The sequence below is a fragment of the Actinobaculum sp. 352 genome (assembly GCF_003957265.1).
Lineage (GTDB): Bacteria > Actinomycetota > Actinomycetes > Actinomycetales > Actinomycetaceae > Asp313.
This window is the reverse complement of the sequence record NZ_RQSN01000003.1, coordinates 1-21,835: the sequence shown is the minus strand read 5'-3', so window position 1 is coordinate 21,835 and position 21,835 is coordinate 1. Positions and strand designations below refer to the sequence as shown.

13 protein-coding genes and 1 tRNA gene are annotated in these 21,835 nt (G+C 60.3%); 7 read left to right on the top strand and 7 right to left on the bottom strand.

The window, feature by feature from the left end:
* Both EKN07_RS12490 and EKN07_RS04235 read left to right on the top strand, forming a co-directional pair.
* The gene (locus EKN07_RS12490; RefSeq protein WP_164505376.1) at window positions 1-159 is read left to right on the top strand and encodes a hypothetical protein; all 159 of its coding nucleotides are present in this window, start codon (window positions 1-3) and stop codon (window positions 157-159) included.
* On the top strand, window positions 160-786 hold the full coding sequence (locus tag EKN07_RS04235; RefSeq protein ID WP_108714667.1) for an aminodeoxychorismate/anthranilate synthase component II: 627 nt from the start codon (window positions 160-162) through the stop codon (window positions 784-786).
* Between the two features lie 87 nt (window positions 787-873).
* On the opposite strand, the gene pknB is transcribed toward EKN07_RS04235, so the two are convergent.
* The 6 genes from pknB to EKN07_RS04205 form a co-directional block, all read right to left on the bottom strand.
* Window positions 874-2,715, bottom strand: a complete 1,842-nt coding sequence (gene pknB / locus EKN07_RS04230) for a Stk1 family PASTA domain-containing Ser/Thr kinase (RefSeq protein WP_108714668.1) — start codon at window positions 2,713-2,715, stop codon at window positions 874-876.
* A 71-nt stretch (window positions 2,716-2,786) separates the two neighbouring features.
* Window positions 2,787-4,250, bottom strand: a complete 1,464-nt coding sequence (locus tag EKN07_RS04225; protein ID WP_126145720.1) for a penicillin-binding protein 2 — start codon at window positions 4,248-4,250, stop codon at window positions 2,787-2,789.
* Window positions 4,247-5,698 (bottom strand): FtsW/RodA/SpoVE family cell cycle protein, encoded by a 1,452-nt coding sequence (locus tag EKN07_RS04220; protein WP_126145719.1) that lies wholly within the window; start codon window positions 5,696-5,698, stop codon window positions 4,247-4,249. Before EKN07_RS04220 ends, EKN07_RS04225 begins: the two co-directional genes overlap by 4 nt.
* Window positions 5,695-7,035, bottom strand: coding sequence for a protein phosphatase 2C domain-containing protein (locus EKN07_RS04215; protein ID WP_126145718.1), 1,341 nt, complete (start codon window positions 7,033-7,035; stop codon window positions 5,695-5,697). Before EKN07_RS04215 ends, EKN07_RS04220 begins: the two co-directional genes overlap by 4 nt.
* Window positions 7,032-7,508 (bottom strand): FHA domain-containing protein, encoded by a 477-nt coding sequence (locus EKN07_RS04210; protein ID WP_108714672.1) that lies wholly within the window; start codon window positions 7,506-7,508, stop codon window positions 7,032-7,034. Before EKN07_RS04210 ends, EKN07_RS04215 begins: the two co-directional genes overlap by 4 nt.
* Window positions 7,505-8,203 (bottom strand): DUF3662 and FHA domain-containing protein, encoded by a 699-nt coding sequence (locus tag EKN07_RS04205; RefSeq protein WP_108714673.1) that lies wholly within the window; start codon window positions 8,201-8,203, stop codon window positions 7,505-7,507. The genes EKN07_RS04210 and EKN07_RS04205 overlap by 4 nt, the downstream gene beginning before the upstream one ends.
* A 772-nt stretch (window positions 8,204-8,975) precedes the next feature.
* Here EKN07_RS04205 and EKN07_RS04200 point away from each other — a divergent pair.
* A tRNA-Leu gene (locus EKN07_RS04200) sits at window positions 8,976-9,062 on the top strand.
* A 1,180-nt stretch (window positions 9,063-10,242) separates the two neighbouring features.
* On the opposite strand, the gene EKN07_RS04195 is transcribed toward EKN07_RS04200, so the two are convergent.
* Window positions 10,243-11,130, bottom strand: coding sequence for a DUF559 domain-containing protein (locus EKN07_RS04195; RefSeq protein ID WP_241228132.1), 888 nt, complete (start codon window positions 11,128-11,130; stop codon window positions 10,243-10,245).
* A gap of 1,574 nt (window positions 11,131-12,704) precedes the next feature.
* On the opposite strand from EKN07_RS04195, the gene metB reads away from it, so the two are divergent.
* From metB to EKN07_RS04175, 4 genes are all read left to right on the top strand, one after another.
* Entirely contained in the window at window positions 12,705-13,880 is a 1,176-nt protein-coding gene (metB, locus tag EKN07_RS04190; RefSeq protein WP_205647271.1) for a cystathionine gamma-synthase, read from the top strand.
* A gap of 396 nt (window positions 13,881-14,276) precedes the next feature.
* Window positions 14,277-16,604 carry an ABC transporter ATP-binding protein gene (locus EKN07_RS04185; RefSeq protein WP_126145717.1) on the top strand — a complete coding sequence of 776 codons (2,328 nt, stop codon included), beginning with the start codon at window positions 14,277-14,279 and terminating at the stop codon, window positions 16,602-16,604.
* Window positions 16,601-18,334, top strand: coding sequence for an ABC transporter ATP-binding protein (locus tag EKN07_RS04180; protein ID WP_126145716.1), 1,734 nt, complete (start codon window positions 16,601-16,603; stop codon window positions 18,332-18,334). The genes EKN07_RS04185 and EKN07_RS04180 overlap by 4 nt, the downstream gene beginning before the upstream one ends.
* A gap of 303 nt (window positions 18,335-18,637) precedes the next feature.
* On the top strand, window positions 18,638-21,835 hold a 3,198-nt coding region (locus EKN07_RS04175), incomplete at its 3' end, for a DUF5979 domain-containing protein (RefSeq protein ID WP_126145715.1).

The window sequence follows — 21,835 nt, the reverse complement described above, 5'->3', positions numbered from 1 at the left end:
ATGTATGCAGCGATATGGCGGCATCTACCTGGCCCGCGATGGTTGAAGGCTCTGGAGGCCATTATCATCGTCGCCGCAATTGTGGTGGCCCTGTTCACCTGGGTGTATCCGTGGGCTGCTGATACCTTCCTACCCGATCTCGACAATACGGTGGGCTGAATGACTGACATCCTCGTTATCGACAACTACGACAGCTTCGTCTACACCATCGTCGACTACCTGCGGCTTCTCGGGGCGCAGACAACGGTGGTACGCAACGACGTCGTCGACCTCGCAAGCGTTGCCGACGCCGACGGCGTGCTGGTGTCTCCCGGCCCGGGAACACCGGCTGACGCCGGCAAAGCGCCGGATGTGATCCGCGAATGCGCACGACTGCACAAACCCATGCTTGGCGTATGCCTGGGGCAACAGGGCCTCGGCGAGGCATTCGGAGCGACCGTCGCCCACGCCCCGGAGCTCATGCACGGAAAGACGTCCGAAATAGTCCATGATGGGACGGGCGTCTTCGCGGGTCTGGAGAGCCCGCTGCGTGTTACTCGTTATCACTCCTTGGCCGTCGTGCCGGAGACCATCCCAGATTGTCTGCGTATTACGGCGACGACGACGGACGGAGTGGTGATGGCTTTCGAGCACACGGAGCTTCCACTGTGGGGGGTGCAGTTCCACCCGGAGTCAGTGATGACGGTGGGTGGCCATCGCATGCTCGCCAACTGGTTGACATTGTGTGGATCAACCAACGCGCTGGCGCTCGCGGAGGGAAAGAAGCCTCTGGTGCGGGAGCACTGAGTGCTGCCGGGGATGCGCCGCAGCCCGGCACATCAGTGACGTACCGGGCTGCCGTGAACCTGATAAGAGCTTTCAGTGCCGACCGCATTACCCGTCAGAGGATGTTGGCTCCTCCGTTGGCTCCGATGGCGCAGGTTCGGTAGACGGTTCGGTGTATTGCCCGACGGTAATGGTCACCGAGCTGCCCTGGCTAACCGTGTCCCCCTCGTTGGCGCTGGCACTGATGACCCTACCGTCCTGCGAGGAGTCACTGACCTTCTCTGAGCGTGTATTCACGTTAAGATTCAAGGCATTCAACGCTGCGGTCGCGTCACTTTCTGACAAGCCAACCAAAGTTGGCACAATCACATTTCCGGAGGCGACAGTCACCGTTACCGAGTCGCCACGCTGGGCCGACGCACCCGCGTTAGGGGTCTGTGAAACGATACGATCCTTGGACTGGCTCGGGTCATCAACGGTTGTGGTTCCGCCGAGTGTCAGACCGTACTCCTGCAAACGGTTTGCCGCCTGTTCCGTCGTCATCCCGCTCAAATCTGGCACTTCCACTGCGGAGGAGCCGGAGGAGAAATGCACGGTCACGGTAGTGCCGGGATCAACGCTCTCGCCGGGACTCGGGGAAGAACTGACGAATAATCCTTCCTCGACCGTGTCGGAAGCGACATCGTTGCCCTTACGGAACTCAAGACCAGCTGCCTCCAACGCCTTCTCGACTTCCCTTTCAGTCATGCCTGTGAGTCGGGGAACCTCCACCTGACTAACTGTGGCCGTCGTGGTCGTCGTCGGCGTGGGCTCGGGATCGCGACCGGAGAGAACGGCCCAGAGGATCGCCACCAAGGCGATCACCAACAAAGCGATGCCGCCCCAAATCATGGCACGGTTCTTCCGGCGGGTCTTTTCCTTCTCCTCGTCAACAGCTTCCTGCGTACCGGTCTGCGCCGGGGCGTAGGTGGTGGCCGCAGCGGCTTGGGTTGCGGTATCCACCGTGGTGGGAGCCGCCTGCGCCACCTGTGTGGGCGGGAACACCGCCACCGGTGCCATATTCCACGAAGTCACGGAGGGCGCGTCAACGCCCTCACCCCGCGCAGCGGAGAGCAGATCGTTACGGAACTCCGCCGCACTTTGATACCGCGCGTCGCGCTGCTTCGCCAGGGATTTCATTACAACCCGATCAATGGCATCCGGAATGTCGGGTGCTACCTGGGATGTCGGCCTCGGTGTCTCCGACACATGCTGGTAGGCAACCGCCACGGCGGAGTCGCCGGAGAACGGGGGCTTTCCAGTCAGCAGTTCGTAGAGCAGGCAACCGGTGGAGTACAGATCGGAGCGTGCATCCACCACTTCGCCGCGGGCTTGTTCAGGCGAAAGATACTGTGCGGTGCCCACCACCGAATTCGTCTGCGTCATGGTGGCAGCAGAGTCCGCAATGGCCCGGGCGATCCCGAAATCCATCACCTTCACCTTGGCATCCGGCGTGATCATCACGTTGCCCGGCTTAATGTCCCGGTGAATGATACCTTCGTGATGTGAGTACTCCAAGGCGGAGAGCACGCCTACCACAATCTGCACTGCCTCACCGATCGGCACCGGGTCGCCATCCGCCAGCAAAGCCGCGACGGTGCGCCCTTTGACGTACTCCATGACAATGTAGGGCAAGGAGATCGCTTTACCCGTCTCGGTGGAAACCTGCTCTTCGCCGGTGTCATACACGGCCACAATCGACGGGTGGTTCAGTGCCGCAGCAGACTGTGCCTCACGGCGGAACCGGGCCAGGAACATCGGATCCTGCGCCAAGTCGGTACGCAGCACCTTAATGGCAACCGTACGCGACAGGCGTGTGTCATAGCCCAGATGTACCTGAGCCATGCCACCTCTACCGATGAGGTCGCCCACTTCATAGCGTTTACCGAGGACGCGGGGAATATCAGGCATGTCGCGTCACCCCTCCTTCTTGGCCATATTCTGCCGTAAATCGTTGGTCATACCGCTTCACTCCGCCTCACTCATTGGTTGAGATACGCCTCGATGACTTGTTTGGCGATTGGTGCGGACACCGACCCGCCGTCGCCACTCCAACCGGCGTTGCCGGCATTTTCCACAACAACCGCAACCACGATCTGTGGATCGTCCGCCGGTGCGAATGCAACGAACCAGGTGTGTGGGGGTGTGGACGAGCTGATCTCGGCAGTGCCCGTCTTACCTGCCACCTCAATGCCGTCAATCGCGGCCCGATAACCCGTGCCGGAGTTGACGTCATCGACCATCATCTCGGTCATATAATCCGCAGTTTGCTCGCTCATGGGCTGTGAATACACCTGCGGTTTGCTTGTACTCAGCGTTTCCAGATCTGCCGTCAGGGTCCGCTGTACCAGATAGGGCTTCATCAGCACGCCGTCGTTCGCGATTGCCGCCCCGATCATAGCCATCTGCATGGGTGTGACCCGGATGTCTTGCTGGCCAAAGGAATCCATGGCCAGCGCAGCTGTTGATTCGGGCTCCGGGAAGCGAGAGGCGGATACTCGCAGCGGGGTCTGAATCGTATCGCCGAAGCCGAAGAGTTCGGCCTGCGCCATCATATCTTCCGCTCCTACTTCGACGCCACCGATCGCAAAGGCGGTGTTGCAGGACTGCACGAAGGCCTGCCGCAGCGTGACCCGGCCGGAACCATCGCCGCACACGGCCTCACCGGGATTCTCAATGCTGTGGGAGGTACCCGGAGGGGTGTAACTGGTTGGTGCTTCCACCAAGGTGTCCGGCGTCATGTCAGGATTCTTCTCCAGCATCGCGGTGGCGGTCAACATCTTGAATGTGGAGCCGGGCGCGTACTGATCACCACCGATTGTGCGGTCCACCAGAGGTTTATTCGGGTCGTTGGAAAGAGCGTCCCATGCCTCGCTGGCGGCTGTTTTATCGTGTGTTGCCAGGGAATTCGCATCATAAGTGGGGATGGACACTTGCGCGAGGATAGCGCCGGTTTTTGGATCGAGGGCAACGACGGCGCCCTTCTGGCCGTCCATGGCGTTGATCGCGGCCTCCTGCGCCTTGGAACTGATGGTGAGTTCCACACCGCCGCCCTGCGGCTGCTTGCCGGTAACAAGCTCTTCCAAACGCTGGGTCAGCAGCGACGAGTCCGAGCCGCCGAGAACAGAGTTCTCGGCTCTTTCGATGCCGGTCATCGAATTGAAGGAGGTTGAGAAGTAGCCGGTGACATTCGAGTAGTTGCTGGCTTGTGAATAGACGCGCTGATACTGGTAGGGGTCATCGACCGGTGAGGACGATGCAATTGCTTCGCCATCCACAATAATCGGACCGCGATCTGTGCCGTATTCGCGGTACAGTGTCCGCGAATTACGGGAGTCCGCATTCAGCCGGGGAGCCTGGAAGAACTGAATGTAGGTTGCCGCAACCATCAGGCACACGAACATCGCAGTGGCAAGGGTAGCGAGATGACGAATCGGACGGTTCATCGGATGTTCACCACCTGGGTCTCCTGTGAGTCGGATGGTTCGTCCTCGGGTGATTCGGACGAGTCGGCATCCTGTTCGTATTCGGGGATCTGCTCAAGAATCTCCTGCGGAGGTAGCGGGTCGGCAGCAGCCGGCCGCCGAGCGGCGTCGGAAATTCTAAGAAGCAAGCCAATAATAATCCAGTTGGCGAGCAGTGCCGAACCACCGTGCGCAAGGAACGGCATGGCCAATCCGGTCAAAGGGATGACTCGTGTGACACCGCCGACCACGATGAAGCACTGAATGGCAATGGTGAAGGAAAGTCCGGTGGCGAGCAGTTTGCCGAAACCGTCGCGCAGGAAGATAGCCGTACGTAGGCCGCGCATAACCAGCAGGAGGTAGATCGACAGCAAGGCGAGCATGCCGACCAGCCCAATCTCCTCGCCCAGCGATGCCATGATGAAGTCCGAGTTGGCGGCATACGACTTAGTCGGATATCCCTCGCCTAGCCCGGTTCCGAACAGTCCCCCCGAGGCCATGCCAAAGAGGCCCTGGACCAGCTGGTAAGAGCCGTACTGGGCGTCGTATACGTCGGCGTCCAGAGCGTGTAGCCAGATGGTGAAACGTGCCTGAATATGCGGCATCGCTTCCACCAGGGCCGCCACGCCCCCTGCCGTGAGGAGAGCACCGATGATAATCCAGGAGACCCGTTCCGTTGCCGCATAGAGCATGGCGACGAATAGGCCGAAGAACAGGATTGCCGTACCGAAGTCCTTCTCGGCTGCCAGAGTGCCCATGGAGAGCAGCCAGGCGAGCAGCAGGGGCACCATGTGCCGGGCTTTTGGTAGATGCAGGCCGAGGACCTTCGGGCCGGCCAGCGAAAGATTGTCGCGCTCGGATACGAGGTAGCTGGCGAAGAAGACGGCGAAGCAGATCTTCGCCACTTCGGCGGGCTGGAAGGAGAAACCGGCTACGCGGATCCAGATGCGCGCGCCCTGGAAACCAATTCCGATACCGGGAGCAAGAGGCAGGAGAAGCAGAACGACGCCGAGGATTAAGGAGGTCCAGGTGAATCGGCGTAGCAGCCGGTGGTCGCGCAAAACCACAACGGTTCCAACCATGAACACCATGCCGACGGCACTTAAGATCAATTGGTTGCGCACATCGTTGGATTCGGAGGCTACATCGATCCGGTAAATCATGGCTAGACCGACGCCATTCAAGGCGAGGGCACAGGGGAAGAGGACAGGATCGGCATAGGGAGCGACATGCCGGATCATCAGATGGGCACCGATTGCAATCACAACGGCGAGGACCGTCATCGCAGTCATATTGCTTGGCAGCCCCGTACCGCCGGTGCCGATATGCACCAGATAGTAGGCGATGAAGCCGATTGCCAGAGCAAGTGTGAGTAGCAGCAGCTCGGGGATACGCCCCTTACGAGCCTGGGTTTGTGTTACGACGCTCATGGCTCATCCCGCCCGAAGAGTCGAGAGGGATCAATACCCCACGACTCCCATGTGAATTGCTGGTCGGGCGACGGCGACGCGGAGGGTGACGGCGACGCGGAGGAACTCGGCTGGGACGAGGGTGCCAGCTGGCTTTCCAGGTTGTCAACGATCTCGCGCGCCTCGGCCAGTGAGCTACGCGTGATGGGTGTGCGCAGTCTCTCCCGTGCCACCTGTTGGAGATCTGCCACGCGGATATCGCTGCGTTCAACGACCGAGGAGAGTGCCATTGGACCGAGGGTCTGCGGGATTCCCCGGAAGATCGTCACGTATCCGGCGTCGCTGGAGACGTAGTACTGGGTTTGCGTCCAGCGGTAGCCGCCGAAGAGGGCGCCACCGATCAGAACAAGCACCGCGAGCAGAGCGGCGATGCGTGCCGGGATGCGCGAGCGGTGGTGCTCTTCTTCGTCAAGCGGCTCCGTGTCTGTTTCCTCATCGGCCGTGCGTGGTGGGGAGGAAAGCACATTGGCGCGGGCAGCCGCCGAATTTCCACCACGCGTAGGACGATGGTGATCAACGGCGGCGGAGCCCACGATGATGGGCTCTTGGCTCTGTGCTGGTCCCGCCTTCTCGTCGTCAACGATGTCACCGAGGACAACGGTCACATTGTCCGGAGCTCCGGCGGCCAGGGCCAGTTCAATGAGATGCTCGCCGCAAGACGCCAGGTCATGGTAGTTCCGCAGGGTGTGTTTGATGGTTTCATGGGAGACGACGCCGAACAGGCCGTCCGAGCAGAGTAGCCAGCGGTCTCCGGGAATCGCTTCGCGTACCGATTCGTCCAACTCGACGTCGCCGGGTGTATCGCCGAGCGCGCGCATAATCACATTGCGCTTGGGATGGTGCTCAGCCTCCTCCGGAGTGAGTTGGCCGCGATCAACGAGGAATTGGACGAGGGTGTGATCATGCGTGACCTGCGTCAGCTTCTCGTTGCGCTGCAGGTAGGCCCGTGAGTCTCCGATGTGGACCATGGCGAGTTTATTGCCCGAGCGCAGCAGTGCAATACAGGTGGTGCCCAATCCGGCCAGTTCCGGGTCGTCCTCCGAGCGCTGCATGAGGTCCTCATGAGCGGAATTGACTGCCTCGCGGAGCAGCGGGAGTAGATCATCGGCGCCGTGGACGTCGTCGTCGAGTGCGGCGAGGTAGCCAACGGTGACCGAGGAGGCAACGTCTCCGGCGGCGGCACCGCCCATCCCGTCGGCTAATACAAGTAGGTTTGGCGACGCATAACCGCCGTCTTGATTACTGCTGCGGATAAGGCCCACATCGGAGAATGCGGCGAAACGAAGCTGCACACTCATCGGCGTAACTCCATCGTGGTCTTACCGATAACGATCGACGCGCCCGGCGGTAGCGGCGTTGGGGTACTAATGCGTTTGCCGGAGACGAAAGTGCCATTCGTCGAGTCGAGGTCTTCGATCCACCATTGACCGTCGTTGTGGTAGATCCGGGCATGGCGCGACGACGAATAGGTGTCGTCCAGTACGAGTGCACTGTCGGGTGAGCGTCCCACGACGATGGATGCCTGCCCAAGTGGCAGAGTCGTGCCGGCCAATGGTCCGCCTGTCACAGCCAAGGTCGGGGCGCGGGGAGTTGACTTTTGAGGTTGGGGAGTGGGGGCTGGCACGGAGTCACGGCGCGGGACGCGACGCCGTCGGTCACGCACTTGGCTGCCGTAAACGTCCTTGCGCACCGTGATTACCACGGCGAATACAAACAACCACAGCAGAGCGAGGAAACCGAAGCGCAGCAGGGTTAGGACTAGGGTGCTCATTCGTCCTCCGGGCTGGTCCAGAACATGATATGTGTTCGTCCAACCGTGATTGTATTGCCATCCACCAAGGTGGCGGCGGAAATACGGTGCCCTTCGACGAAACTTCCGTTGGTCGATCCGAGATCGGTGGCGATAACACCGCCTGGCGTCACGCGTAGTTCCAGGTGACGGCGTGAGATGCCCGAGTCATCAATAGTGATGTCGCAATCGGAACCGCGTCCGATCACCGTGACATCGCCGGTGAGGAGGTAACGTTCCGAGCCGATTTCGATGATGGGGTGCTCGGTAGAAGCTGCATTGGAGGTTGCCGGTGCCACGGCGCCGCGTTTCGTGGACGAAGTGATATGGAGGTTGCCGGATTTCAAAGAGGCGTCCTCTTCAAAGCGGATCAAGATGGGTCCGAGGAAGGTGTAGCCCTGGTCGGTGGCGTACTCGGTGGCGGAGCGGATGAGTTCCTCGGCGAAGGCGTCTTGCCCCCAATCGTCAACGTTTCTGAAGTCGGCGGCGGATAGTGCGATTGTGAAGTCGTTGGGGCTGATGGTGCGTTGACGGCTCATAACGGCCGCATTCTTATCCATGGCCTTCTTCAGGGCCGATGTGATCTCCACCGGCTTGAGCTCCGAGTGGAAGGCACGCGAAAAGGCGTTGGCCACGGCGTTCTCGACGCCCTTCTCGAACTTATCGAAAGCACCCACGCTTTACCTCCTGCACCTCGCACCTGTAGTGATCACGGTGCGCCGTTCGACCAGAGAGCACGGTCGCATCACGGTGCTCGGTCTCACCTGTGCTGACAACTCGGTCTCACCTGTGCTGACAACCATGTACCACCTCCGGCCGATGACACTTTATCCTCTTTGAGCGGCGGAACCGAAGTGGCGCCATCCCGGCTCATCGGGGAGAGGACTCTTCCCCGGCTGGATACACGGCCGCTGCGGGCGAGGCAAGGCGCTGAGGGCGAGGCGAGCCGCTGAGGGCGGCGCCTGCCTGCTAGCGAGTGCCGCTGAGCGGCTGAACCGGTCTCTCGACGGGAGTGCTCTCAGCGAGGAGCCGTCAAAGGGCACAAACCTCGTGCGACTGCGAAGTGTCCGCTGACCAGCAGCGAAACCCTGCATCCTTCCGGTGAAGCAAAGTCCACCTATCACACCTTACGGGTTCGTTGATGCTTTTGGCATCCTTGTTATCGCGCTGTTACCTTTCTGATGAGGTTCCATGCCAGACGGCACCGTGCCTATCAGGAGCAATGGCGAAATTAATGTGGGCGGTGTCACTCGCGCCTCGTGCTGACGCGGGAGTGCCGACGCGGGAAAAGTTCCGTTCAATTCGGTGTGGCCACACTTGGGTCAGATGGCCGTTCTTCGTGGGCGGCTCCACACTGCATCGACTTGGAATTAGAACCGGTCCCCACTAAGCTGATACATGCTGAAAACGCATTCAGAGGCGGCTAGCCCGCAAGTGCGGTGCGTTCGAGCTCAAGTGGCGGAATAGGCAGACGCGCACGGTTCAGGTCCGTGTGCCCGAAAGGGCGTGGGGGTTCAACTCCCCCCTTGAGCACCATTCATCTCGGTTGATCATCTGGCACCGGTGAGTTGATCACCTGGTACTAGTAACCTGCCAAGCCCGCCTACGGCCGGACCGTCAATCAAGTTCAGACGCATTAGCTCCTGCTTAAACCACTTTTCATGCCTGTGTTCCGTCCAGCTGGTTATGAACGCAACGAGAAGCGGCTTTAAGGCCGGAGAAGCTGTCCGCTTTGTGGTCTGGTTGTCGGCATGGTTTTTCTTGCCCGGCCCGTCATGCTCTAGCGGTTTCGTGTGTCCCAGTGCCGAGTGCGGTGCCCGCCTCATGCCGGGGTCTGTCGGCATGGTCTTTCTCGCCGGGGCCCGTCAGGGTCTAGTGGTGTGGTGTGTTCTAGTGTGGAGTTTGTTGTCCGTTTCATGGTTGGGTTGTCGGCATGCTCTTTCTCGCCGGGGCCCGTCACGCTCTAGCGGTCTGGTGTGTCCCAGCGCCGAGTGCGGCGCCGGGCTCATGCTTGGGTCTGCCGATGCGACCATGACCGGGCCATGCGATCTGATGCTCCGATGGGTGTCAAAATCCCGTCCAAACGACGAGTTATCGAAAGGGCCATCGCCTCAAATCCGCATGATTCCACCATTCTTTAAATGGAGCGATTCCACTTTGCCTTCGTTTGGACGGGATTTTGACAAAGTACCACAGAAGGAGCACCAGGGCCTGGTCGGAACAGCACACCACGGAGCGGATTTGGACGAACCCGACGAAGCAACACCTCTAACGGTCGGGACCTCCCTCACAGTGTTGATCTTTCGGGTCTAGACAGTCGCGGCAGGCGCCACAGCGGCAGGCTCCTCCGACTCTGAGAAAGGGTGGACTGGGTTCTCACGCCGAGGAGGAGTTGCGGGCCGGTCCTCTCGATCTAGTCTCGTGATGACTGGGTTTTGAGGTCGAGGAGGAGTTGCGGGCCGGTCCTCTCGATCTAGTCTCGTGATGACTGGGTTTTGAGGTCGAGGAGGAGTTGCTATCCGTGATGGAGTCGCGGCGTTCTGACGCTTCGACGGAGCCCTCCGACGCGATGATGTCGAGAGGAGTGACCTTCCGTGAAGCCTCCTCGAACACTGCACTCTACAACGGGGTGTTCCAGGTTTTCTGACCAACCGGTCGGCTCGCTCAGGCCGTACTTAGGTGATCACACCTCGCGTGAAATACTCCATACTGCTCACTAAGTTGGCTGAGTGTTGTAGCGCGAAGCGAGAATCTCCTTGACCTCCGATACGATCAGTCCGTTCTCGACTTCTTGCCGCGTGAAACGAGCAACGCGATAACCCTGTTTGAAGAGTTCGCGGTCGCGCCAACGATCTGCAGCGAACTGATAGTCGTCGTTGTGATAGCTGTAGCCGTCAACCTCGACCACCAGCCAGCCTTCAATCACGAAATCAACTTCGCCGACGCCCGGAATCTGCACGCCGTCGGCGAAGTTGATGCCCGCATCATGAAACTGAAGCCGAGCCTTTGTTTCCAGGGGCGAGCGCGCACGTGCACTAGCCAGAGAGAGCCTATCGCGAGCCTGCCGGGAGCCGGGACCGCGTAATAGCGCGGCAATAGCGGCGGCTGTGGTATGCGACTGGTGTAGTGCGGCGTCGCAGGCCATGAGCGGACCCTCCTGGCGGTTATCGCAACGCAGAAAGCGGGCGAGCACGAGCGGGACGGGTGCCACTGGATAGGCAGTTGGTGCCGGAAGTTCAAGGGAGCGTTCCACATGGACAATCTCTCGAGCGTGAGGATAGAAGTAGCCTCCCAGATCACCAGCGTGAGGGTATCGGCCATGTGGTATGGCGATATGTACCACACTCCACGATGAGGATTGGGGGTAGCCGTAGTAGTAAGCCGCATGCTGGCAGGTGATGACTCCGCCGTGTATGCGAGCAAGGACTACATGGCGCTCGGCGCCCAGCAAGCCGACCACTCCTCGAGGATAGGCGATCAGTTCTCCAGCACCTACTAGGCGGTCGACATGGCGGCGTTCTGTGCGATCCAATTGGAGCTCAAGCAGTCGCACAGCGCCGTGGCAACTGCGTATGCGAGCGAGAATGTCATCGTCTTGCGTCATGACTTGAGATTGGCAAGACGGCGACCTAAAAGAAAGGCGATGCGAATTCCTGTGGAAAGGCGCGGACGAATCGAGGTTGTGGATACGTCGACTTGTTGGATGGGCCGCAATCCTTGTGTGGATGTAAGCGAATGAAGGCCAGTAGACGATTACCAGATGGTGACCGGCGCTGTTCCGATGGTCCGGTGCCCGGCGCTCACTGATCGTGAGTATCGGCGGAGCATTCGCCATTGTTCCGGTGGATCGGTGTCAAGCCGGGCAGGTGGGTTGTGGCTGGATCAGTGAGTAGCAAGATCGCGCTTCTCTGGCGCTGGCGTTACTGTGAAGGTCTCTTCATCTGGGTCGGACCGGGTGTGGGTGGACCGGGTGTGGGTTGGACCGGGTGTGGGTGGACCGGGCCGGATGTGTGAGCGGCGTGGTGTCAAAATCCCGTCCAAACGACGAGTTCACAAAAAGTCCATCGCTTCAAATCCGCGGAATTCCACCATTCTTTAAATGGAGTGATTCCACTTTGGCTCCGTTTGGACGGGATTTTGACAAAGTACCACCGAAGGAGCGCCAGTGCCTGGTTGGCCGAGTAGGCCACGGAGGGGATTTGGGTGGATTTGCCCAGCGTAGGTCGTGTTGGGGGTGGATTTGCCCAGCGTAGGTCGTGTTGGGGGTGGATTTGCCCAGCGTAGGTCGTGTTGGGGGTGGATTTGCCCAGCGTAGGTCGTGTTGGGGCGGATTTACCCTGCGTAGGTCGTGTTAGGGCAGATCTACCGCTGTGGGGGTCACGCCCGGACAGACCGACCCACGGCAGTTGACTATGCAACGGCAGACCCCCACTGACCTGCGGAACTTGGGCGGATGGACCCTGCTGAGATCAGACATGCGCAGCGCTAGAGGCATGTGGATGCGGGTCGTGTCACTGGCACACTTATGCCGTTGGTGCATTCAATGGGCGGGCCGTAGCAGATGCGGAGGTGATCATGGCGGTTTGCCCAGTGTTATGCCCGTCGGCAGGCATTTGAGACCCTGCGCCGGACGGAAGGCCGTCCGGGCAAAAGGCGACAGAGCGGACGGAGCGGCGATACGTGACCGCCAGGCCGGGGATGAGGTCCAGGCGCGTGGGAAGGTGAACCGTCGACAACCTGAAGCGCAGGGACCGTGAACGGTTGGGACCGTGAACGTGTGGAAACGCGGGAGGGAGAGTGAATGCCCGGGACGCGAACCTCCGGGCGCGCGGGAGGGAATAAACCGCCAGGCCCGGGAGGGAATGAACCGCCGGGAACCAGGAAGGGACCGACCGGCGACGCGAGACCGCCAGGCCGGGTAACGGGACCGGCATGATTGAGCACAAATCGCGGTCGTTCGCCCGTGGCATCCACGATGCGGCAGTGCTCGCGAAACCGCAGGCCTCGATTTATCCTCAGGGTATCCGCACACGCTGGAACAACGTATGGAAACGGATGGCAGTGCCGCAGAGGGGGACCGAAATGGTCTGTGCCAGTGGGAGCGCCAGTCCGTGCCAGTCCGTGTGTGGCCTATGCGCGATAGTCCAGACATCGAGCGAAAGACAAAGGAGGATGGACATGGCAGGTCATACGACACGAACCGTTCGAGCAGGACTCGAGAACGATATGGCCTACGGGTCAGTGGTACCCCCGGTCTACCTCTCGACGAACTTCGCTTTCGAGGCATTTGACAACAAACGCGAGTACGACTACACGCGGTGCGGCAATCCGACGCGTTCAATTCTGGCCGAGGCACTAGCCGATTTAGAAGGCGGCGCAGGAGCAGTTGTTACGGCGACGGGTACTGCCGCGATTACGCTCGCGCTTCTGACCTTCGTCAAGCCGGGGCAGAAGGTACTCGCCCCATGTGACTGTTACGGAGGAACATGGCGTTTGCTCTCGACATTGGCTGAAACTCGCCATCTCGACGTTGAGTTCGTTTCAATGACCGGAACGGCGGCGGTGTCGGCCATCACTGAGCAGCGGCCCGCAGTGGTCTTCATTGAAACGCCTTCCAACCCGCTGCTGCGCATCACCGATATACGCGCGACGGCCGCGGCCGCGAAGCAGGTGGGCGCCGTCGTCGTCGCCGACAATACTTTCCTCTCACCACTCGGGCAGCAACCGTTGCAACTCGGATGTGACATCGTGCTGCACTCCACCACGAAGTACATCAACGGGCATAGCGACGTGGTGGGCGGTGCCGTTGTGGCGAAGACTGCGGAGGACGCCGAGCGCCTGGCCTGGTGGGCGAATGTGCTAGGAGTGACGGGCAGTCCGTTCGATTCGTATCTCACTCTGCGTGGCCTGCGGACCCTGCGGGCGCGCTTGAACGTGCACCAGAGCAATGCGCGCGTTCTTGCGGAGACTTTGGCGGGGCGGCCAGAAGTATCTGCAGTCTACTATCCCGGCCTTTCCGATAGTCCTGACCATGAGTTAGCGACGGCGCAGCAGCAGGGCTACGGAGGTATGGTCTCCTTCGAGCTTGTCGGCGGCGAGGCCGCCGTGGAGGCCTTCCTCACCGGACTGGAGCATTTCTCCCTGGCTGAGTCTCTGGGTGGAGTGGAGTCTCTTGTGGCGCATCCTGCCTCCATGACGCACGCGGCGATGGATGCCCAGGCGCAGGCCGCAGCCGGTGTGACGCCTGGCCTGCTGCGACTGAGCGTGGGGATCGAGGACGCGGATGATCTGGTAGCGGACGTTCTTGCCGGTCTGGAGAGAGCGGGTGCTGCGGCGGGGGCTGCCGCAGCATAGGTCGCCACGGCGGCGAGGTTTACGACGATGTCGGCGAGAGACAATGTTGACGAGCGGTGGTCGAGGTTGTGAGTGACGCGGCGGACCAGAGCAGGGCCTAAGTTGCCCGCGACGCCGCCAACAAGCGTTGCCGTGGCAAGGGGCCATTCGAGCGAAACGCGGCGACCAGAATACGGGAGTTGTAGCTCGTATCACCGCGGCACGCACCAGCGACACGTCGCAGAGCATTCTGCTACACTTTGCACCATGACACTTCTTTACCGATTTTGTTGACAACTCCAGGTCTGCACCTGGAGTAGCCATGCAAAAGTAGTTGAGCGCCGGGCAGCGCGATGCAGCCTACCTGCGGCATGCCATAGGGGTCGACCAGTTAGGTCGGCCAGAGATAGGTAGAAGATGTCATACCGAGACAACGATCTTTTCGGCGACGCTGCCCGCGTGCGCGATGCGGGCATCCAGCAGAACCGCGCAGACAGTGCAAAGACTCCTCCGGGCACCCAGCGCGACCGCCACCTACACGTTGGCTGGCACCCGCAGCGCTGGCCCGAGTTCATGCGTGAGCCGGTGGAGCACCGCGATCCTGTGCCGGAGCTTCCCTCCGGGCCGCGTGCCCTCATCCGCGCGCTGCTGCGCCGCAACCTGAAACCCATCGTGCTGTGCAGCACGGTACTCGCGATGAGCTACATCTCCATGGCCCTTGTTCCGTGGGCGATTGGGACCCTACTCGACTCGGATATGCACCATGGACTGACGGCGGCACTCGTGCCACCCACTCTCGTTTTCGTGGGCATTGTTCTGCTTGCGGCATTCGGTGGCCTGGCAGAAACGCCGCAAACAGCAATTTGGCTGCGCGGTACATGGGATCCGGTGCGTCTTCTGATGCGCAAGGTATTCATGCGCCGCACGACGACGTCGCAAGAGATGCCCTCTGGCGATCTTGTGGCAGTGGTAACCAGCGACAGCAATAAACTGGGCGCTTTGCTGGAATGGATACCCGAACTGGTCAGTTCCCTTGCGGCGTTCGCCGTTGTCGCGGTGTTGATGCTGCGGGTATCTCTGCCGTTAGGGCTGTTCGTGATTATTGGCATGCCACTGCTCTTGTACGGCATTTCTCGCATTATCAAGCCGTTGCAAGAGCGGATTGCCGCCCAGCGTGAGGAACAGGGAAAACTGACGGCGCTAGCTTCCGATGCCATCGTGGGACTGCGCGTTCTGCGCGGCGTTGGTGGGGAAGACCGCTACAACGAGGCGTACGTCAAGCAGTCGCGGGCTGTGCAGGAGGCTGGTATACGCGCCGCGCGGCCACGGGCGCTGCTCGACGCCATCCAAACGGCGGGGCCGGCGCTATTCACGGCGATTGTGGTCGGTGGCGGGCTGTGGATGACCTACCTCGGGAGCATGACGTCCGGAGAGCTGGTCGCCTTTTATGGTTACACGGCGTTCCTTTCCATGCCAATCGGCTTGATTTCGCAGATGATTCAGATCACCTCTCGCGCTTGGGTTGCGGCGAAGAAGTTCTCGCGCGTATTTGAGGGTGAGCCGTTAGCTGGTGACGACGAGCGCCAAGCCAGCATCGGCAAGCGCCAGGCCGACGACGAGCACGAAGCCAGCGACGACGGACCTTGGCCCAATGACGAGCGGAACTCGGGCAGCGAGGCGAGGGTCGGCGGCGAAGATGCAGGTGAGCGCGGGAGCGTTACTGGCGCCCCCTCTGGCCGAGCCCCCGGCCGTACCCCCGGCGCCGCCTCTGACCTAGCCCCTGGCCGCGCCCCTGACCCCGCCCGCACATCGCTCCCCGCTCCGGACTGGGGTGTGGTGACGTTGACCGATCTGGCCAGCGGCGTGGCGGTCCGGCCCGGTGTGATGACGGCCTTGGTGTCTGCCGCATCCGGGGAGACAAGAACCATCGCGTCGCGGCTCTCCCGCCGGGATGATCGGGATGAGGTCCGCGCGGACGGCGTCGACATCCGTCGTTATCCGGTCGATGAAGTCCGCCGCGGCATCGTATACGTTGGGCCGATCGCCGAACTATTCACCGGCACTCTGCGATCCGGGCTGCTCGGTCCGAGTGCTCCCTACATTGAGCCGCGCGACATACGTCAACAGATCGAGGACACCCTGGCACCGGATGGAGACATCAGGCCCCTCTTCACCGAGTCGGGCGAAACCGAGGGCGACGCGCAATTGCTAGCGGCGCTTCGCACCGCCCATGCCGATGACGTTCTCGAGTCGCTGCCGGAAGGGCTTAATGGCCAAATCGCCGAGCGAGGGAGGTCTCTCTCCGGCGGTCAACGGCAGCGTTCCGTCCTCGCTCGTGCGCTATATCAGGAGCCGCCCATCGTCATCCTGGTGGAGCCGACCAGCGCCGTCGATTCGCATACCGAAGCGCGAATTGCCGCGAATCTGGCTGAGGCCCGATCTGGCCGGACCACGGTACTGGTGACGACGTCGCCCCTGTTGCTGAACCATTGCGATGAAGTCGTCCTAGTGCGGGATGGGAAAGAAGTTGCGCGCGGCACCCACCGGCAGCTTCTTGAGAGCCCGGAGTATGTCGCCGTCGTGCACCGCGGTGAGCGAACGCAGTCCGCCGCATCTAAGAATCAACCGGTAACCCTAGCTACAGCTTCCCAGCCGCTAGACCGCGCTGTGACTCACGAGCCACCGCCCGGGAATATCAATGATCAATCGGCGCCGACCACGGAGTATCCAGGAGATGACGCATGAGACTACCTACCGCTGATTCCCGCACGGTATCGCGCAGGCTGGGTGGCCTCGTTGCGCAGCATCGCGGGCGATTCTGCCTGGTTATCGGCCTGCAACTCCTGGTTGCTCTGGCCTCGGTGGTAGCACCGCAGGTTATTGGCCGCGCTATTGATGCGGTCTCCAGCGGAACGACGCCGGGGTATATCCAGCGCCTTATCGCCCTGCTGCTCGCCGTGGTGGTGATTCAAGGAATCCTCGCCTACTTCGGCAACTATCAGAGCCTGGTGTTGGGCGAACTGATATTCGCGCAGTTACGCAACGGGGTCGTCAATAGGGTCACGCATCTGCCGATTTCGGTTGTGGAGTCGGCGGGAACCGGCGACCTGCTCGGGCGGACAACGCATGATATTGATCGCGTACAGACCTTCGTGCACCGGGGAATCCCGCGCTTTCTCATTCTGGTGCTGACGATCCTCGTAACAATGGGAGCCGCTGTTCTCGCGGAGCCGCAGGTCGGCTTCCTCGTCGTCGTACCGATTATTCCGATGTGGCTCGCCATACGCTGGTACACCCGGCGTTCCATTCCCGCCTATCTGGCGGCGTCGGCCCTGTGGTCCGGGGTATCGGGCACGGTGTCCGAGACAGTCGAACAGATCGGCACAGTTGACTCTCTCCGGCTCGGAGAAATGCGTGTTTCGCGTATGAGCGTATTGATCCGTGAGCTGTGGCGCAATGAACGGTACACGGGGTGGATCAGGAGCGTCTTCATCGTGGCGGTGCAACTGATTGTGTCACTGCCGATCCTCCTCGTGATCGCATGGGGCGCCTACCTGATGGGACGTGGCGTCACCACTCTGGGGGCGGTAACGGCAGTGGCGCTGTATACGCAACAATTGCGCGGCCCCCTGTGGGAGCTGGGGTGGTGGATGGACGAACTGCAGTTCTCCTCGGCATCCTTCGCGCGGATTTTCGGCGTAGACATGGTTCCCTCCGAATCCGTTTCCGACGACGTCGAGGAGCCGCGTGGAGCGGATCTGGCCTGCCGCGACGTGCATTTCTCCTACCGCGATGGAGAGGAGGTGCTGCACGGTGTTGATCTTGATGTGCGGCCGGGTGAGACCTTGGCCATTGTTGGGCCGTCGGGAGCGGGAAAATCAACCCTTGGCCGACTCATCGCCGGGATTAATGCCCCGGACTCAGGTGCGGTGCAGGTGGGTGGTGCGCAGGTCACGCGCATCGGGGAAGCGCAACTCTGTTCGACGGTCGCATTGGTCACGCAGGAACACCACGTCTTTGTTGGTACGGTGGCCGATAATCTACGTTTTGCAAAGCCGGATGCCACTGACGACGAATTACGCGCTGCTTTGGCCAGTGTGAATGCGACGTGGCTAGTTGAACTGGAGGACGGCCTGGAGACCGTCGTCGGCTCTGGCGGAAAACGGCTTACCCCGGCACAGGCGCAGCAGATTGCCCTGGCGCGAATCGTGCTTCTGGACCCGAAGGTGCTGATTCTGGACGAAGCGACGTCGTTACTGGACACCACGGCGGCGCGTTCGGTGGAACAATCACTGGCTAATGTGCTGGCGGGACGCACCGTTATTTCCATTGCACACCGGCTCTACACAGCACATGACGCAGACCGAGTTGCTGTGATGCGTGACGGCTATCTTGTTGAACTTGGTAGCCATGATGAACTCGTCGTTAGTGGTGGGGAGTATGCCCGCCTGTGGACGGCGTGGCAGCAAGACTGAGAGATTCGTCACGTCTATCGGTTGGGTTATGTGATCACCTGTGACACTTTCGGGGCAAAAGGCGAAATGTGCGCGCCCGTGACCTGCGAGGAGACTCACGGCAGAGTCTATGTGCTCACAATTGGAGAATTGTCGCCGTGAAGGCTGACAAAGTGGCGAAATAACGCGAATCGCGGCGTCCTCTCCCGCCCTGTGCTAGGTTCGATCAGCAAAGAAGGATAAGTTTTCTGTCACCATGCGCTCTGGTCACGCCCGGAGCCACGGTGCGGTGAACAGTTGACACACAATCCTCAGGAGGAATGGATGACTGGGCACACTCGTGTGGCCGCACCAGACGGGCGGCGGTATCGCCGACTCGTGCTTGCGTTCACGGCGCTCGTCGCAATGCTCTGCACGCAAATCGGCATTGTGGCGCCCGCTCAGGCGGCCGACAACCCAAACATCAAGGTCAGTGACCTCGTATTGACCAAGACCGATAGCAATGGCAATCCACAAGGTGGAGGCTTGCGTGTTGAAGACTATGCGCGTCTCGACTTCTCCTGGGATGCGTCGAGTGCCGATGTGAAGGATGGTGATTCCTTCACTATCGACCTCGGCAGCTATTTCCGGAACCTGGAGTATCCGAAGAGCACGCCGATGACGGTGACCTACAACGGTCAGCAGGTCGAGATCGGCACTTGCGATCTCACGCGGACCACCGTCGTGTGCACCTTCAATGAGAAGGCCGAGGAACTGAAAAACTCGGGTTTCACCGCTATCAGTGGAACCGGATCGGCCATGCTGCGCGTATTGGTGGCGACTGACTCAGAGACTGCCGATATCACCACGAACGGCGTGACCTCTGTTGATCTGCCGGATACCGGTGGTATTGGTGAGGTTATCGGTACGCCGTTCTCGAAGTTCAGGTTCGACAAGTGGGCCGGCGGCCTTCTGAGCGATGGCAGCAAGATGCAGTGGGGGTTGAACTTCGGCACGGAGTATCTGACCCAGCAGGCAGGGCTCCCTCTCGACGGAAGTCGGCAAACCATCACCATCACGGATACTCTCGGTGAGGGCTTGTACTTCGATCCCGCCACGTTCAGGGAGTGGATTCTCTACTATCGCGGCACCGAGGGACAAGACTCTGTTATCACCCTCAACGCGCTGACCGATGCCACCGGCAATGATCGCAGCCTCACCTGGGGCGATTTCGATATGGATGTGGAAATCGACGCAACCGGCAGGGTCGCCACGATCAAGGTGACCGGTCCTTTTCTGCCGAACTCGAACTACTCGGTTGTCTACTGGTGTAATTTCGAGGGTGGTGAGGTGACTCGTGGTGTCGTGTACGACAACGAGGCAACTATCACCGGCACCGAAGTGCAGGGTGAGAGCTCGCGCACCTTCGTCGAGTCCTTCTCCATCACGGTTAATATGAAGGCTGGCTATGGCGGGTTCGATATCACGAAGCTCGCCACCGGTGCAGGAGCAGCCACCGTTCCTGCTAACACCGAGTTCACGGTTGACGTGGAATATGAACTTCCGGCTGCTGCCTCGAATTACGCAGATTGGGAAGCTCCCGGTACGTTGAACGCAGACGGCTTAACGGGTACTACGACGATGACCGTGATTCTTGGCCAGAAGGTACCGTTCAACGGCACCTTCCCGCAGGGTACGAAGATCACGCTCTCGGAGGATCCGAACTCGGAGAACGCCAGTGGACTTTCGTGGGGTACGCCGGTGTTCACAATCGGCAGCTCCACAACAAACACGCTGACGATCAGCGATCAGATTTCGACGGCTGTCACGTTGACCAACACGACGGCGCCGCAGGGCACTTTCGCGGTGAAGAAAACCGTGACAGGTAGTGCGGAAGCAGTGAGTAAGGAGTTCAGCTTCGATTACTCCTGTTCTGACGGTTCGACTGGCTCTCTGAAGGTTAAGGGTGACGGTAATGCGGTCAAGTCCGATAAGAACTTCGCCTTGGGTACCACGTGTACGATCACTGAGGACGCGAGTTCTGCCCAACTTGCCGAGTACTCGCTAGATGTGCCGGAAGCGCAGACGGTAGAAATCTCGGATGCGACCTCGCCCGTTGAGGTCGCCTTCACGAACGACTACAAGCGCCTCAGTGGTGGATTCTCAGTGAAGAAGACGGTTGCAGGCGATGCGGCCGACCTTGCTCCGGCGAGCTTCGATTTTGAGTACGCCTGTATAGATGCTGCTGGTAAAGAGACTGCCTCAGGAACTCTGACGGTTCAGAATGGGGAGTCGGCATCTGCTGAGGACATCCCAACCGGTACCTGCACTGTTTCAGAAAAGAGTGCAGGGGTCGATGGTGCACAGTTGGCTACCAAATTGACGGTCGATGGTGAGGCTGTCGATGGCAATACGGCTACAGTCAATGTGACCGACGGTTCGGCCGTTGTTGTGGAAGCGACCAACACGTACACGCGCGAGCGCGGCTCGTTCTCAGTAAAGAAGGCCGTTACCGGCGAGTACACTCCGGTTGAGGGAGATTCCTTCACGGTGAAGTACACCTGTGATGATGCCGATAAGACGGAGGGAACGCTCAATGTCCCCGCCGACGGAACAGCGGTTACAGTAGATGGGCTGCCTGCGGGCACCTCCTGCACTGTTGCTGAGGATGAGGCTTCCGCACAGCGGGACGGATACGCTTTGGACGTGTCGTACTCGTCAGACAAGGTGATGATCGAAAAGTGTAAGACACAGGAAGTAACCGTGACCAATGAGTACACGCGCCTTGTTGGTGGGTTCACTGTTGCCAAGACGGTGGATGGTGATGGTGCTCAGCTTGCGCCGGCCTCCTTCGATTTCGACTACAGCTGTGCGGATGCTGCGGGTGTGGCAACTGTTTCCGGTACCTTGACGGTGCAGGCGGGCTCTTCGGCGAGTGTGGCCGATGTTCCCACCGGCTCGTGCACGGTCAAGGAGAAGGACGCATCCGTTGCCAATACGCAGTTGACTACCAAGTTGACGGTTGATGGTGCGGCTGTCGATGGCGATACGGCTACAGTCAATGTGACCGACGGCGCGAGCGTGGCCGTTGAAGCGACGAATACCTATACGCGTGATCGTGGTTCGTTCTCTGTGGCGAAGAAGGTGACTGGTGACTACACGTCTGGCACCGGGGAGTCGTTCAAGGTGAATTACACGTGTGATGATGCCGATAAGACCTCTGGATCGTTGTCCGTTCCGGCTGACGGCACGGCGGTGATGGTAGATGGTCTGCCAGTTGGTACGACGTGCACATTGACCGAGGATGCGGAGTCTTCACAGCGCGAGGGATATGCATTGGCGACGTCGTACTCCTCGACCACTGTGATGATCGAGAAGGATAAGACGCTGCCGATGACCGTGACCAATGAGTACACGCGTCTGGTTGGTGGGTTCACTGTTGCTAAGACGGTCGATGGTGATGGTGCTCAGTTTGCGCCGCAGTCTTTCGGTTTCGATTACACGTGTGTAGATGGTGCGGGTAACGAGACGATGTCCGGTACG

Bases quoted from the DNA above. Each gene is read 5' to 3' on its own strand.
- EKN07_RS04185 (WP_126145717.1), top strand. From the start codon at position 14,277: ATGTCATACCGAGACAACGATCTTTTCGGCGACGCTGCCCGCGTGCGC.
- EKN07_RS04235 (WP_108714667.1), top strand. From the start codon at position 160: ATGACTGACATCCTCGTTATCGACAACTACGACAGCTTCGTCTACACC.
- EKN07_RS04225 (WP_126145720.1), bottom strand. From the start codon at position 4,250: ATGAACCGTCCGATTCGTCATCTCGCTACCCTTGCCACTGCGATGTTC.
- EKN07_RS12490 (WP_164505376.1), top strand. From the start codon at position 1: ATGTATGCAGCGATATGGCGGCATCTACCTGGCCCGCGATGGTTGAAG.
- pknB (WP_108714668.1), bottom strand. From the start codon at position 2,715: ATGCCTGATATTCCCCGCGTCCTCGGTAAACGCTATGAAGTGGGCGAC.
- EKN07_RS04195 (WP_241228132.1), bottom strand. From the start codon at position 11,130: ATGACGCAAGACGATGACATTCTCGCTCGCATACGCAGTTGCCACGGC.
- metB (WP_205647271.1), top strand. From the start codon at position 12,705: ATGGCAGGTCATACGACACGAACCGTTCGAGCAGGACTCGAGAACGAT.
- EKN07_RS04220 (WP_126145719.1), bottom strand. From the start codon at position 5,698: ATGAGCGTCGTAACACAAACCCAGGCTCGTAAGGGGCGTATCCCCGAG.
- EKN07_RS04215 (WP_126145718.1), bottom strand. From the start codon at position 7,035: ATGAGTGTGCAGCTTCGTTTCGCCGCATTCTCCGATGTGGGCCTTATC.
- EKN07_RS04210 (WP_108714672.1), bottom strand. From the start codon at position 7,508: ATGAGCACCCTAGTCCTAACCCTGCTGCGCTTCGGTTTCCTCGCTCTG.
- EKN07_RS04180 (WP_126145716.1), top strand. From the start codon at position 16,601: ATGAGACTACCTACCGCTGATTCCCGCACGGTATCGCGCAGGCTGGGT.